Genomic DNA, 15204 nt, shown 5'->3' with positions numbered 1-15204 from the left:
AACCCCGTTTTTAGCTGAAAAGAGATCAGGTATTAGTTTTCACCCGATCACGTAATTCTTTACCCGGTTTGAAATGAGGCACGTATTTGCCATCTAATTCCACCTTATCACCGGTTTTTGGATTGCGGCCCACACGAGGTGCACGGTAATGCAGAGAAAAACTACCAAAGCCACGAATTTCGATACGCTCGTTATTCGCCAGTGAAGTAGCCATTTGTTCCAGAATTTCTTTGACTGAAGATTCGATGTCTTTCACCTGGACATGAGAAAAATCAGTAGCCAGTTTTTCGATCAATTCAGATTTGGTCATGGACCCTCCGCTGTATCAGTAGAATGAAAGACCGGAGCAACAGCCCCGGCCTTTCTATACAAGCATCAATTAGTCAGCTTTTTGAGCAGCTTTGAATGCTTCGGCCATAGCGTTACCACCAAAATCAGTATCATCCTGCTTTTTGATCGTATCCATAGCTTCTTTTTCTTCAGCTTCGAATTTCGCTTTGATTGACAGGCTGATTACGCGGTTTTTGCGGTCAACACCCATCAGGCGAGCTTCTACTTCTTCACCAACTTTTAATACTGTAGTAGCGTCTTCGATACGCTCACGAGCGATGTCAGATACGCGAACGTAACCTTCAACACCACCTTCCAGCATTACAGTAGCGCCTTTCGCGTCAACTGCAGTTACGTTGCCTTTAACGATAGCACCTTTTTTGTTATCAGCAAGGTAGCCGTTGAACGGATCTTCGTCTAATTGCTTGATGCCTAAAGAGATACGCTCGCGCTCTGGGTCAACTTGTAACACAACTGCGTGTACTTCGTCGCCTTTCTTGAATTCACGTACAGCGTCTTCGCCAGTTGAATTCCAGCTGATATCTGACAGGTGTACTAAACCGTCGATGCCACCGTCTAAACCGATGAAGATACCGAAGTCAGTGATTGACTTGATCTTACCAGATACGCGGTCACCCTTGTTGAAGCCCTTAGCGAACTCTTCCCATGGGTTAGCTTTACATTGTTTCAGACCTAAAGAAATACGACGACGTTCTTCGTCGATTTCCAGAACCATAACTTCCACTGAATCACCTAAGTTAACAACTTTAGATGGGTGGATGTTTTTGTTAGTCCAGTCCATTTCTGAAACGTGTACTAAACCTTCAACGCCTTCTTCGATTTCTACGAAGCAGCCGTAATCAGTCAGGTTAGTTACGCGACCAGTGATGCGAGCACCTTCTGGGTAACGTGAAGCGATAGCGGCCCATGGATCTTCACCCATTTGCTTCAGACCTAAAGAAACACGTTGTTTCTCACGGTCAAACTTCAGAACCTTCACTGGGATTTCGTCGCCAACATTGACGATTTCGCTTGGGTGTTTAACACGTTTCCAAGCCATGTCAGTGATGTGCAGTAAACCGTCAACGCCACCTAAATCTACGAATGCACCGTAGTCAGTCAGGTTCTTAACGATACCTTTAACTTCCATGCCTTCTTCTAAGTTTTGTAACAGTGTATCGCGCTCAGCACTGCTTTCAGATTCGATCACAGCACGACGTGATACAACCACGTTGTTACGCTTCTGATCCAATTTGATTACTTTGAACTCAAGTTCTTTGTGTTCTAAGTGTAATGTGTCACGTACCGGACGCACGTCAACTAATGAACCAGGCAGGAATGCACGGATACCATCGACTTCGACAGTGAAACCGCCTTTAACTTTGCCAGTGATGATACCGATAACAGTAACTTTATCTTCACAAGCTTTTTCCAGGCGAACCCAGGATTCATGGCGTTTAGCTTTTTCACGAGATAATAAGGTTTCACCGAAACCGTCTTCTACCGCGTCCAGAGCTACGTCGATGATGTCACCAACGCTCACTTCAATCTCGCCAGCCAGGTTTTTGAATTGTTCAACCGGGATTGCTGCTTCAGATTTCAGACCGGCGTCAACCAGTACTACGTCTTTATGGATAGCAACGATGGTTCCTTTAACGATAGAACCAGGGCGAGTTTCGATAGTCTTGAGGCTTTCCTCAAACAGTAGTGCAAAATTTTCAGTCATATTCACTTTTTCAGTTTAAGTGCTCCACGCACAGTCCTGTGTCATGGGGTTGCTAAGTTAACTTGTCATCTTCCTTGCGACAAGCTGTCCAACGTGAAGGTCTAGGCCTGGTTCAACTTTTTACAGACGTTGAGAACCTCGTCCAACACTTGTTCAATAGATTTATTGGTCGAATCCAGCATGTATGCATCGTCTGCAGGCTTTAAAGGCGCTACGGCGCGATTCATATCCCGTTCGTCACGGGCCTGTATTTCGCTCAAAAGGTCGCCGATGTTAACATCATGGCCCTTTTCTTTCAACTCTAAATAACGCCGTCTGGCGCGCTCTGACGCGTCGGCTGTTAAAAAGATTTTAACTTCTGCCTGTGGAAACACCACAGTGCCCATATCACGGCCATCCGCAACCAAACCTGGCGCTTCTTTAAAAGCACGTTGACGGCGTAACAAGGCTTCACGTACTCGTGGTAAAGAGGCAATTTTAGACGCCACTGAACCTACTTCTTCAGTACGTATGGTATGACTGACATTTTCGCCTTCCAGCGTAATGCGGGTATTGCCTTGTTCGTCACAGCTAAACTGTACATCAAGGTGCGCAGCTAATGGCTGTAATGCTTCTTCGTCAGAAGGGTCAATCTGATGATGGATAGCAGCTAAAGCTAATACGCGATAAATCGCTCCGCTATCCAGCAGATGCCAGCCCAGTTTTTGGGAAACTAAACGGCAAATAGTGCCTTTCCCTGAGCCACCTGGTCCATCAATGGTAATTACCGGCGCTTGTTGCATTCTGCCTCCAAAACAGTCGAACACACAAAAAGATGCGGCATTATACAGAAATAAATGACAAAAAGCGCGGTTTAATCAAGGGGATCGCGTAACCAATTAGGTTACGCGATATTTGTCAAGCTAAAGTGCTGAGCGTGCTAAATACTTCAAAGTATTGAGGAAATGTTTTACGGGTGCAATCAGGGTCTTCAATGGTTACCGCCGTATTACTTAATGCAACCAAAGAGAAACACATGGCCATACGGTGATCGTTGTAGGTCGCTATGCTGGCATGATTCAGTGTCGTAGGTGGCGTGATCAAGATGTAATCTTCACCTTCTTCCACTTCAGCACCGACTTTACGCAGTTCTGTGGCCATAGCCGACAAACGATCGGTTTCCTTGACGCGCCAGTTGTAGACATTACGGATTGCTGTTTGCCCTTCAGCAAATAAAGCTGTGGTTGCAATGGTCATAGCTGCATCAGGGATAGCGTTGTAATCTCGGTCTATGCCCTTCAATTGGTTACGGGTAACCGAAATATAGTCATAACCCCAGTCTACTGTCGCACCCATGGCTTCTAAAGCATCGGCAAAGTGAATATCGCCCTGTACTGCATTTTTGCCAATGCCTGTGACTTTAATAGTACCGCCTTTAATAGCAGCAGCTGCGAGGAAATAAGAGGCTGAAGATGCGTCTCCTTCCACCAGAAAATCGCCAGGCGATTGATACTGTTGATTACCTTTGACGACAAAACTTTGATAATTTTTGTTCTCGACGACTACGCCAAAACGCGCCATCAAGGCTAAGGTGATATCTATATAAGGTTTAGACACCAGTTCGCCGCTAATGACAATTTCGCTGTCGCCCGATAACAAAGGTGCAGCCATCAATACTGCAGTTAAAAACTGGCTGGAGACAGAACCATCAATACTGATGTGTCCGCCAGCCAGAGCTTTACCGCGAATACGCAGCGGCGGATAGTCTTTGTGCTGCAGATATTCAATATCGGCATTCCATTGCAGCAAAGCATCAACCAGATGGCCAATAGGACGTTCGTACATCCGTGGCTCACCTGTTAAGGTGACATCTACATTGGACACAGCAAGAGCTGCTGTTAAAGGACGCATCGCTGTGCCGGCATTGCCTAAAAATAGTTCTAGCGGCTCTTTACGCTCAAATACACCAGCTACACCAGTGATTTCGCAAACTGTTTTATCAGCAGATAACGAAAACCGGACACCAAGCGCTGTTAAGGCATTGAGCATATGGCTGACGTCATCACTGTCGAGCAAATTGGTGATACGGGTTGTTCCTTTGGCTAAGGCGGCCAGTAATAAAGCGCGGTTGGAAATACTTTTTGAACCAGGTAAATGCACCACCCCTTCCACTTTAGCTATAGGCTCTAAGGTTAAAGTTTTCATCAGCCGTGCACCCGCTCAAATTCTTTCATAAAGGTTACTAAAGTTTGTACGCCTTCTAATGGCATTGCATTGTAGATACTGGCGCGCATACCGCCTACCATACGATGGCCCTTCAGTGCTAACAAACCATTACTCTCAGCTTCGCTGACAAATAAGTCGTTCAGCGTTTCGTCACCTAATAAAAACGGCACGTTCATCGATGAGCGGAATTGTGGCGCTACGTCGTTGCGATAAAAATCGCTTTGGTCGATATAGCCATACAAGGTTTGTGCTTTGAGGGCATTACGCTGTTGCATAGCCTCTACACCACCCTGACGCTTTAGCCACTGGAAGACTAAACCAGCCAGATACCAGGCATAAGTGGGAGGCGTATTAAACATACTGTCGTTGTCAGCAGCCAAACGATAATCCAAAACGCTAGGAATGCTGCTGCCTTTTACTGGTAACAAGTCTTCGCGCACTATGGTAAGGGTTAAACCTGAAGGCCCGATGTTCTTCTGGGCACCGGCGTAAATCACGCCATAACGACTGACGTCAAGGTGACGAGACAAGATGGTAGATGACAGATCGGCGACTAGAGGCGCGTTGGTGGTCGGCAAATCGATAAACTCCATGCCATCCACAGTCTCGTTCGGGCAAAAATGTACGAAGCTGGCGTTGTCATTGAGCTGCCATTCGGATGCCGGTACTAAAGTACGAAGGCCATCTTGTTTGAGCTGAATGTTCTGAGCTTTTAAAGCGGTAAATTTTTCCGCTTCCTCTACAGCGGCTTTAGACCAGGCGCCTGAGACAATATAATCGGCACTGACACCCGTTTTGGCTAAGTTCAGCGGAACAGCTGAAAACTGACCTCGGCCGCCACCGTGCATAAACAGCACTTTGTAGTTGTCTGGTATAGCCAGTAAATCGCGCAGGTCCTGCTCTGCTTGAGCCGCAACCTGCATAAAATCTTTGCCTCTGTGACTCATCTCCATAATGGAGCAGCCGCGACCATGCCAGTTGATCAACTCTTCCTGTGCTTGTTGCATCACTTCCACCGGCAACATAGCCGGGCCAGCACAAAAGTTATAGGTGGTCATCTCTTGCTCCTGTTACAACGCTTTATCGAATGAAAAATAAATTAGAAAACGGCTTGGGGTCATCTTTGGATGATCTTTATTTTTGTGGCCTTGATTTTATCTGCAATAAGATTTCGACGTCTGGACGTCTCTTCTGGCAGCCGCTACTTTAACGCACTTTGCAAAAGACAGAAATAAAAAAGGGGCCAGATCCCATTATTATTTTCAATAACGCGATCTGGCCCCTTCTATACAGACTTACTCTTCTTCGCCGTCCGCCACAGAATCCTCTGTCGGATTCTGCGCAGCCAATGCTGCTGCAGCGGCTTCTGCGGCTGCGACTTCGTCTTGATCCTGAATTTCGTCGATGCGTTGTACACCTACTACTTTTTCACCTTCGATGGTGCGGATCAGAATAACACCAGCAGTGTTCCGGCCTACTTGTGAAACTTCGCTGACGCGGGTCCGTACCAGTGTGCCTTTGTCAGAAATCAGCATGATTTCATCCAGCGCATTCACTTGAACTGCGCCCACCACCAAGCCGTTACGCTCTGATACTTTGATAGAGACAACGCCTTGAGTAGCGCGGCTCTTCTCCGGGTATTCCTGCAGTGCGGTACGTTTGCCGTAGCCATTTTCAGTTACAGTGAGAATTGCGCCTTCGCTCTTCGGAACTATCAATGACACCACAGAACCGTTTTCGCGCAGTTTAATACCACGAACACCTGTAGCGCCACGTCCCATTGGGCGGACCTGCTCTTCGTTAAAGCGTACTACTTTACCGTCGTCTGAGAACAACATGATCTGACTGTTGCCATCTGTGATATCCACGCCAATCAACTGATCGCCTTCGTTCAGATTCACCGCAATAATGCCGTTACTACGTGGACGAGAGTATTCAGTTAATGAAGTCTTCTTCACAGTACCGTTGGCGGTGGCCATAAACACGTACTTGCCTTCTTCGTATTCACGAACCGGCAAAATAGCGGTAATACGTTCGTTTTCTTCCAGTGGCAGTAAGTTGACTATTGGCTTACCACGAGCCTGACGTGAAGCCAGCGGCAATTGATACACCTTCATCCAGTACAAACGACCACGGTTAGAGAAACACAAAATAGTATCGTGGGTGCTGGCGATCAGCAGCTGATCGACAAAGTCTTCATCTTTTACTGTAGTTGCCGCTTTACCACGACCACCACGACGCTGAGCTTCATAGTCAGACAAAGCCTGATACTTGGCGTAGCCTAAATGCGACAGAGTCACGACTACATCTTCTTCAGTGATCAAGTCTTCCATGTTGATATCCATCGCGTTGTCCTGAATTTCAGTACGACGGGCATCACCATATTGGGCTTTGGCAGCCTCTAACTCTTCACAGATCACTTCCATTAAACGTTCCGGACTACCCAGAATGTGTAATAACTCAGCGATCAGCAGTAACAGCTCTTTGTACTCGTCCAGAATTTTTTCATGTTCCAGACCAGTCAGTTTGTGTAAACGTAAATCTAAGATGGCCTGAGCCTGTTGTTCCGTCAGGAAATACTCGCCGTTACGAATACCAAAATGCTCTTCCAGCCACTCTGGACGGGCGGCATTTTCGCCAGCACGTTCTAACATGGCGCTGACATCACCTAACTGCCAGCCGCGAGCGACTAAGCCTTGTTTGGCATCGGCCGGGCTTGATGAGTTTTTGATTAAATCAATGATTTCATCGATATTGGCAAGCGCAATAGCCAAGCCTTCTAAGATATGAGCGCGGTCACGGGCTTTACGTAAGTCATAGACTGTTCTGCGTGTCACCACTTCGCGGCGGTGCAACACAAAACATTGCAGCATGTGCTTTAAGCCCATCAACTTCGGCTGGCCCTGATCCAGCGCAACCATGTTGATACCAAACACGGTTTGCATCTGAGTTTGGGTGTACAAGTGGTTGATCAGTACGTCTGATGATTCGCCACGTTTTACTTCAATGACAATACGCATACCGTCTTTATCAGACTCGTCGCGTAATGCCGAAATACCTTCGATGCGTTTTTCTTTCACCAGCTCGGCGATTTTTTCAATCAAACGGGCTTTGTTGACCTGATAAGGAATTTCGTCAACAACAATAGTCTCACGACCGGTTTTTTCGTCAGTTTCTATATGAGTTCTGGCGCGGATATACACCTTACCACGACCTGTACGGTAGGCTTCTTCAATGCCACGACGGCCATTGATAATAGCGGCTGTCGGGAAATCTGGTCCTGGCATCAGTTCCATCAGTTCTGGAATGCTGATATCCGGATTGGCAATCAATGCCAGACAAGCATCAATCACTTCATTTAAGTTGTGTGGCGGAATATTGGTCGCCATACCAACTGCAATACCAGACGAGCCGTTAATCAGCAAATTTGGAATTTTAGTCGGAAGAACAGCAGGGATCATTTCAGTGCCATCGTAGTTCGGCACAAAGTCGACTGTTTCTTTATCCAGGTCGGCTAATAATTCGCCTGCGATACGCGACATCCGAACTTCGGTGTAACGCATTGCTGCTGCAGAGTCACCGTCCACTGAACCGAAGTTACCCTGGCCGTCTACCAGCATATATCGCAACGAGAAAGGCTGAGCCATACGAACTATGGTGTCGTATACAGCGCTGTCACCGTGTGGATGGTATTTACCTATCACATCACCAACAACACGGGCAGATTTTTTGTAGGCTTTATTCCAGTCATTGCCTAACTCTTTCATCGCAAACAAAACGCGACGGTGAACTGGCTTTAAACCGTCCCTTACATCCGGTAAGGCACGCCCCACAATAACGCTCATTGCATAATCGAGATAAGAATTTTTTAATTCTTCTTCGATATTAATGGGAACAATTTCTTTGGCCAAATTTGTCATAAAAAGCTTTTTTCCCTTAAATCAACAAGATACCCGCGTTTTTTACTGTAATGGGTCGCGGGACAAAGGCGGATTCTACCACAGAAAAAATACCTTGCCAGTTCTGTTGTGCTTTGTACAGGATTGCTCAAACAGATCAAGGCTTTATAATAGGCAAAATTTTTAGTGGATACGCTTATGAACCCTTCTTCCAATGTCGATCCGGCCGAAATTGCCAAATTTAATGAAATCGCCTCCCGTTGGTGGGATCCGACCGGTGAATTCAAGCCGTTACACCAATTGAACCCTTGCCGCTTGGCCTTTATTAGTGACCAGGTGCAAGGCTTGTTTGGTAAAAAAGCTGTGGATGTGGGTTGTGGCGGCGGTATTTTGGCTGAAGCTATGGCAAAAGCTGGAGCGCAAGTTACCGGCATTGATATGGCAGATGAAGCCTTAACTGTGGCCAAATTGCACGCGTTGGAATCTGCAGTTTCAGTTCAGTATCAGCAAAGTACCGCGGAATCATTTGCCGCCACTAATAAAGAAAGCTTTGATTTGGTCACTTGCATGGAAATGCTGGAACATGTACCAGAGCCGCAATCTGTTGTGCAAGCCTGCGCTGATTTGGCAAAACCAGGCGCCACCCTGGTTTTTTCTACTCTGAATAAAACCTGGAAAGCTTATCTGTTGGCTATTGTTGGCGCAGAACAGGTATTAAAGTTGGTTCCCAAAGGTACTCACGAATTTGAGAAGTTTATCCGCCCTTCTGATCTGATGCGTTTTATTGATGACGCAGGTTTACAGGTGGTGGATGCCACAGGCCTGCACTACAACCCTATTAATCAATCCTTCCGCACTGGCCCAGGGCTGGATGTCAATTATTTTGTGGTAGCGAAAAAGCCGTTATGAGCCAAGAGTTGATTACACTTAAAAAGCCAGCAGCCCTGTTATTTGATATGGATGGCACTTTGGTTGATACTGCCCAGGACTTAGGCGCAGCGCTGAACTTTGTACTGCGACAGCATGGTATGCCTGAAAAGTCCTATGAAGAATACCGTCCTATGGCCTCGCATGGTGCCAAGGGACTATTGCAGCTGGGTTTTGGTGAAGCGATAGAAGCTATTGATTTTGGCAAAGCCCGCCAGAGCCTGCTGGATTATTACCATCAGTATAGCGGTGTACACAGCTGCTTGTTTCCAGGTGCAGAAGAACTATTTGCTGCACTTGAAGCTCGAAATATCCCCTGGGCCATAGTAACGAATAAACCTTATAAACTCGCCGCTAGAGTACAACGCCAGTTGCCTGCCTTATTAAAAAGCCGTTTATTGGTAGGCGGTGATAGCATGGCACAACGTAAACCAGATCCAACGCCTTTATGGATGACTGCTCACTATATGCAGGTTTCGGCGAGTGCTTGCTGGTATATAGGAGATGCGGAACGAGATATAGAGGCAGGACGTCGCGCCGGCATGCAAACTGTGATGTGCGATTTTGGCTATGTTGGTCCAGATGATAAAACTGAACTTTGGGGCGCAGATTTACATATTTCAAGCCTGGATGACTTGATCCACTACCTCGACTAAGTTCAGTTTTTTCATATTTTGGTTAATTAAAAACCACCTAGCGCCAGGTGGTTTTTTTGATCCTTTCAAAATTTAACCGAACAGACAAAATAGATTTTTTACTGAAAAACTATTGCTTCCCTGAATAGGTTTTTAAAAGCCTATTTTGCACGTTAGCGGGCACTAACGTGCTGGTTTTTTAGCCTGCAAGCGGGGTTGCAATTGCTACTGATCCACTCTATCTTGTGATTCGTTTCCTTTTCACCCCTAGATGTTGTGTCGCTCCTTTGAGTTTGACCTAATGAAGCCAAATGCGGGTGAATTCGTTGTGCAGGAGACATTCTGTGCACACAATAATAACAATTGAGATGGGATTTTCGGCGGATTAATATGACTCAAACATTATACGTAACCAAAAGAGATGGTTCACGCGAACCATTAGACTTAGACAAGATTCACCGTGTGATTGATTGGGCTGCTGAGAGGTTACAAAACGTATCAGTGTCTCAGGTCGAGTTACGTTCTCACATTCAGTTTTATGACGGCATCAAGACTGCCGATATCCACGAAACCATCATCAAAGCTGCTGCCGATTTGATCTCTAAAGAGACACCAGATTATCAATATATGGCGGCTCGTCTGGCTGTATTCCATTTACGCAAAAAAGCTTATGGCCAATTTGAGCCACCAAAGCTGTATGACCATGTGGTCAAAATGGTAGAAGAAAAGCGTTATGATGCTCACATTCTGGCGGATTACAGCAAAGATGAACTAGAACAGCTGGATAGTTTTATTGTTCACGGCCGCGATTTAGATTTTAGTTACGCCGCAGTAAAACAGCTTGAAGGCAAGTATCTGGTGCAAAATCGTGTGACAGGCCAGATATACGAAAGCGCGCAGTTCCTTTACATGCTGGTAGCCGCCTGTTTATTCGCTAATTATCCAAAAGACAGCCGTTTAAGCTACGTGCGTCGTTTTTACGACGCAGTGTCTATGTTCAAGATTTCATTACCTACACCTATTATGTCTGGTGTACGTACCCCAACCCGTCAGTTCAGCTCTTGTGTGTTGATTGAATGTGGCGACAGCTTAGATTCTATCAACGCCACCAGCAGTGCTATCGTGAAATACGTCAGCCAGCGTGCAGGTATTGGTATTAACGCAGGCCGTATTCGTGCTCTAGGCAGCCCGATCCGTAACGGTGAAGCTTTCCATACAGGTTGTATCCCTTTCTACAAACATTTCCAGACTGCCGTAAAAAGCTGTTCTCAAGGCGGAGTCCGTGGTGGCGCAGCCACACTGTTTTATCCTTTGTGGCACTTGGAAGTGGAATCCTTGCTGGTTCTGAAAAACAACAGGGGTGTGGAAGAAAACCGTGTGCGTCACTTAGACTATGGTGTGCAGTTTAACCGACTGATGTACACACGTCTGATTAAAGATGACATGATCACTCTGTTCAGCCCTTCTGATGTACCTGGTCTGTATGATGCGTTTTTTGAAGATCAGGAAAAATTCGAAGCACTCTATGTTCAATATGAAGCTGATGTGTCTATCCGTAAAAAACGCATTAAAGCCGTTGAACTCTTCACGCTCTTTATGCAAGAACGTGCAAGCACAGGTCGTATCTATTTACAGAACGTAGACCATTGCAACACACACAGCCCATTTAATCCAAAATTTGCCGCTGTGCGTCAGAGTAACCTGTGTTTAGAGATTGCACTGCCCACTAAACCGCTGAACGATATTAACGATCCAAACGGTGAAATTGCCCTTTGTACTCTGTCGGCCTTTAACTTAGGCGCTATCGAACATTTAGATGAGCTGGAAGAATTAGCTGAGCTGGCAGTTCGGGCTTTAGACAGTTTACTGGATTATCAGGACTACCCTATCCTTGCCGCTTACCACGCCAGCATGAACCGTCGTACTTTAGGTATAGGCGTGATTAACTATGCGTATTATCTGGCGAAAAATGGCGTCAAGTACTCTGATGGTTCAGCCAATGGATTAACACACCGTACTTTTGAAGCTATTCAGTATTACCTGATGAAAGCCTCGAACAAATTGGCTCAGGAATTTGGTCCTTGCCCTAAATTTAACGAGACCACGTATTCTGAAGGCATTATGCCTATTGATACCTATAAAAAGGATCTGGATAAAGTCTGTGCTGAGCCATTGCATTACGACTGGGAGCAGCTGCGTAAAGATGTGGTGCAATACGGTTTGCGTAACTCAACACTGTCAGCATTAATGCCATCTGAAACTTCTTCGCAAATTTCAAATGCGACCAATGGTATTGAACCACCTCGTGGTCATATCAGTATAAAGGCAAGTAAAGATGGTATTTTAAAGCAGGTTGTGCCTGAGTACGATCGCCTGAAAGACCAGTATGAGTTGTTGTGGGATATGCCAAACAACGACGGCTATATCAGCTTGGTGGCCATTATGCAGAAGTTCGTTGATCAGACGATTTCTGCTAACACTAACTACGACCCGGGTAAGTTCGAAGGCGGCAAAGTGCCGATGAAGATCTTATTAAAAGATTTACTGACGGCTTACAAGCTAGGCGTCAAAACCATGTACTACCACAACACCCGCGATGGCGCTTCCGACATACAGGAAGACATCAAAGCGACGCCGGAAGATGATGGTTGTGCCGGTGGCGCCTGTAAAATTTAAGTCTGGGGCTGCGTTGCAGCCCTCTTTTTGTATGCATAACTTATAATAATCTGGATATTGCTGATGAGTTACACCACCTTTAGCCGTACGAACAATGATCAAATGAAAGAGCCGATGTTTTTTGGCAATCCGGTGAACGTGTCCCGTTATGATCAACAGAAATATGGCATTTTTGAAAAACTGATCGAAAAGCAACTGAGCTTTTTCTGGCGTCCTGAAGAAGTGGATGTCAGTAAAGATCGCATCGACTTTCAACAGTTACCAGAACATGAAAAGCATATCTTTATCAGCAATTTAAAGTACCAAACTTTGCTGGACTCAGTGCAAGGCCGTTCACCGAACGTCGCTTTGTTGCCTATAGTGTCTTTGCCTGAGCTGGAAACCTGGATTGAAACCTGGGCCTTCAGCGAAACTATTCACAGCCGCAGCTATACCCATATAGTGCGTAATATAACCAACGAGCCGCACAAGGTCTTCGATGATATTCTGCTGAATGAACGTATTATCGAACGGGCTGATGATGTCACTCGCTATTACGATGATTTAATCAACTCGGTTAGCCTGTATCACTTATGTGGTGTTGGTACTCATGAAGTCAACGGCAAGACCCATACCATCAGCATGCATGATCTGAAGCGTAAGCTCTATATCTGTATTTTGTCGGTAAACGTGCTGGAAGCTATTCGTTTCTACGTCAGCTTTGCTTGCAGCTTCGCTTTTGCTGAACGCGAATTGATGGAAGGCAATGCAAAAATCATTAAGCTGATTGCCCGCGACGAAGCACTGCATTTAACCGGCACTCAGCATATGCTGAATATTATGGCCGCTGGTGAAGATGACCCGGAAATGGCGATTATCGCCAAAGAATGCGAAGACGAAGCCTACGCTATCTTCCGCAAAGCCGCTGAGCAGGAAAAAGATTGGGCTGAATTTTTGTTTAAAGATGGTTCTATGATTGGTTTAAACAAAGATATTTTGTGCCAGTATGTGGAATACATCACCAACAACAGAATGCAGGCTGTGGGGTTAAAACCACTATTCAGCACGACCCAGAACCCTATTCCATGGATCAATGCCTGGCTGGTGTCTGACAATGTGCAGGTGGCGCCACAGGAGTCAGAAATCAGCTCCTATTTAGTGGGTCAAATCGACAATGAAATGGATGGCGCTGACTTCGGTGATTTTGATCTCTGATCTGCGACTATTCACATGGTGAAAGTAGTGGTGAAGGATGTGCTCAGCCTGGAGTTTGGGTCTGAGCAGCGCACCCTGCTTGATGCACTTGAAGCGCAAAAACAACAAGTGAACTATCAATGCCGTGAAGGCTATTGTGGTGCCTGTCGCTGTAAACTACTGTCAGGTTCAGTCAGCTACATCAATGAGCCCCTGGCTTTTGTGCGAAAAGGTGAAATCTTACCTTGCTGCAGCGTTCCCATCACAGATATAGAAATAGAATTGCCCTGAGTATCATAAAGATACGTCAGGGCAATCTTGTCTTTAGACGCTCAATTCAAAATTAAGACTTTTTAATACCTTCCACGGTCAGGTCCAGATGCACAGTGGCAGATGCTGGGCCCAGAATGTTTTTAATGGCGAAATCTTCTAAGTTGATGCTGGTAGTGCCAGCAAAACCTGCTCTGTAACCACCCCATGGATCAGAACCTTCACCCAGCTTAGTGGCGTTGATCACTACTTCTTTGGTAACACCGTTTAACGTGAAATTACCCACTACATCAAAATCAGCACCTGCTTTTGGTACTATTTTAGTACTGACAAAGGTCGCTTTGCTGTGTTTGTCCACATTCAGGAAATCAGGGCTGCGTAAGTGCTTGTCGCGCTCTGCATGGTTAGAATCGATACTTTTAGTGTCGATTTCTAACTGAATTTTAGCATCAGTTAACTTGGCAGCGTCATAGCTGAAATTACCTGTAAAAGTATTAAAGCGACCGTATAACCAGCTGTAACCTAAGTGACTGATTTTAAATTGAATAAAAGCGTGAGCACCCTGAGTATCTATTTCGTAATCTGCCGCTTGCAGTGCTGGTGCTGCTAACATCGAAGTCACCAAACCGGCAATCAATAATTTCTTCATTCCAATCTCCTTTAGTAATTAAGGTCTTAAGGTTTAAGCATGCGTTTTAGCGTGTTGTCTTTATCAAAAAAGTGATGTTTAAAAGCAGCTGCAGCATGCAAAACTGCTAATGCTATTAAACCGTAAGCTGCAAATTTATGAACCAGTCCAGCTTTGTCTGCCTGTTCCGCAAACAATTCTCCGACAGAAGGCAAATTGAATAAGCCAAATACATCTATAGGCCGGCCATCCGCAGTTGAAATCAAATAGCCGCTACAGATAATCAAAAAAACCAGGCCATATAAAGTCAGATGGGTCACGTGACTGGCGAGCTGTATGGTTTTACTGTGACTGGATAAAGGCTCAGCAGTTCCTTTAATAATACGAAACAATAACCGATACAGCATCAGCGACAGCAGCAACACCCCGACACTTTTATGCCAGAAAGGCGCAGTTCTGTACCAACTGCTGTAATAGCTTAGATCCACCATCCAAAAGCCTGAGGCAAAAAGCCCAATGACCATAACGGCCACCAACCAGTGTAATAGAATGCTAGTCCAGCTATAGCCTTTATTCTCTGATGCCATAAGTTCCTCTCTTGATTTGCACAGCTTATCTTTCCAGAAGTTGGTTTAAAATAGCAAAATTAAGCATGTTATATTCTAATAAATAGAACTATCCGCCAAAAGACCTAAGATGAGGGCAAGTAAAGAATCCACCTTCTGAAGAAGGTGG

13 protein-coding genes are annotated in these 15204 nt (G+C 45.6%); 5 read left to right on the top strand and 8 right to left on the bottom strand.

The features are described from left to right. Window positions 1–25: 25 nt before the first annotated feature. From ihfB to gyrA, 6 genes are all read right to left on the bottom strand, one after another. Window positions 26–310: an integration host factor subunit beta gene (gene ihfB, locus EMM73_RS16005; RefSeq protein ID WP_127687810.1), complete on the bottom strand. Its 285-nt coding sequence runs from the start codon at window positions 308–310 to the stop codon at window positions 26–28. 69 nt (window positions 311–379) lie between these two features. Then, a complete protein-coding gene (gene rpsA, locus EMM73_RS16000; protein ID WP_008899010.1) occupies window positions 380–2056 on the bottom strand; it encodes a 30S ribosomal protein S1 in 1677 nt (558 codons plus the stop codon). Between the two features lie 101 nt (window positions 2057–2157). Further along, window positions 2158–2838 (bottom strand): (d)CMP kinase, encoded by a 681-nt coding sequence (gene cmk, locus EMM73_RS15995; protein WP_127687809.1) that lies wholly within the window; start codon window positions 2836–2838, stop codon window positions 2158–2160. A gap of 115 nt (window positions 2839–2953) precedes the next feature. Then, window positions 2954–4240, bottom strand: coding sequence for a 3-phosphoshikimate 1-carboxyvinyltransferase (aroA, locus tag EMM73_RS15990; protein ID WP_127687808.1), 1287 nt, complete (start codon window positions 4238–4240; stop codon window positions 2954–2956). Further along, the gene (gene serC, locus EMM73_RS15985) at window positions 4240–5319 is read right to left on the bottom strand and encodes a 3-phosphoserine/phosphohydroxythreonine transaminase (RefSeq protein WP_127687807.1); all 1080 of its coding nucleotides are present in this window, start codon (window positions 5317–5319) and stop codon (window positions 4240–4242) included. The genes aroA and serC overlap by 1 nt, the downstream gene beginning before the upstream one ends. Window positions 5320–5556: 237 nt before the next feature. Then, a complete protein-coding gene (gene gyrA / locus EMM73_RS15980) occupies window positions 5557–8181 on the bottom strand; it encodes a DNA topoisomerase (ATP-hydrolyzing) subunit A (protein ID WP_127687806.1) in 2625 nt (874 codons plus the stop codon). Window positions 8182–8358: 177 nt separating this feature from the next. Here gyrA and ubiG point away from each other — a divergent pair, with 177 nt between their 5' ends. From ubiG to yfaE, 5 genes are all read left to right on the top strand, one after another. Further along, a complete protein-coding gene (ubiG, locus tag EMM73_RS15975) occupies window positions 8359–9069 on the top strand; it encodes a bifunctional 2-polyprenyl-6-hydroxyphenol methylase/3-demethylubiquinol 3-O-methyltransferase UbiG (protein WP_127687805.1) in 711 nt (236 codons plus the stop codon). Further along, on the top strand, window positions 9066–9743 hold the full coding sequence (locus EMM73_RS15970; protein WP_127687804.1) for an HAD family hydrolase: 678 nt from the start codon (window positions 9066–9068) through the stop codon (window positions 9741–9743). Before ubiG ends, EMM73_RS15970 begins: the two co-directional genes overlap by 4 nt. Before the next feature lie 369 nt (window positions 9744–10112). Further along, window positions 10113–12398: a class 1a ribonucleoside-diphosphate reductase subunit alpha gene (nrdA, locus tag EMM73_RS15965; protein WP_127687803.1), complete on the top strand. Its 2286-nt coding sequence runs from the start codon at window positions 10113–10115 to the stop codon at window positions 12396–12398. Between the two features lie 63 nt (window positions 12399–12461). After that, window positions 12462–13592: a class Ia ribonucleoside-diphosphate reductase subunit beta gene (gene nrdB / locus EMM73_RS15960; RefSeq protein ID WP_127687802.1), complete on the top strand. Its 1131-nt coding sequence runs from the start codon at window positions 12462–12464 to the stop codon at window positions 13590–13592. Between the two features lie 15 nt (window positions 13593–13607). After that, entirely contained in the window at window positions 13608–13862 is a 255-nt protein-coding gene (yfaE, locus tag EMM73_RS15955) for a class I ribonucleotide reductase maintenance protein YfaE (protein ID WP_127687801.1), read from the top strand. A gap of 52 nt (window positions 13863–13914) precedes the next feature. On the opposite strand, the gene EMM73_RS15950 is transcribed toward yfaE, so the two are convergent. Continuing rightward, a complete protein-coding gene (locus EMM73_RS15950) occupies window positions 13915–14490 on the bottom strand; it encodes a YceI family protein (protein WP_127687800.1) in 576 nt (191 codons plus the stop codon). 26 nt (window positions 14491–14516) lie between these two features. Further along, the gene (locus EMM73_RS15945) at window positions 14517–15056 is read right to left on the bottom strand and encodes a cytochrome b (protein ID WP_127687799.1); all 540 of its coding nucleotides are present in this window, start codon (window positions 15054–15056) and stop codon (window positions 14517–14519) included. Window positions 15057–15204 lie beyond the last annotated feature (148 nt).

The sequence above is a fragment of the Rheinheimera sediminis genome, assembly GCF_004005375.1.
Classification (GTDB): domain Bacteria; phylum Pseudomonadota; class Gammaproteobacteria; order Enterobacterales; family Alteromonadaceae; genus Pararheinheimera.
Note: the sequence above shows the minus strand (reverse complement) of the source record. Positions and strands in the feature narration are given on the sequence as shown.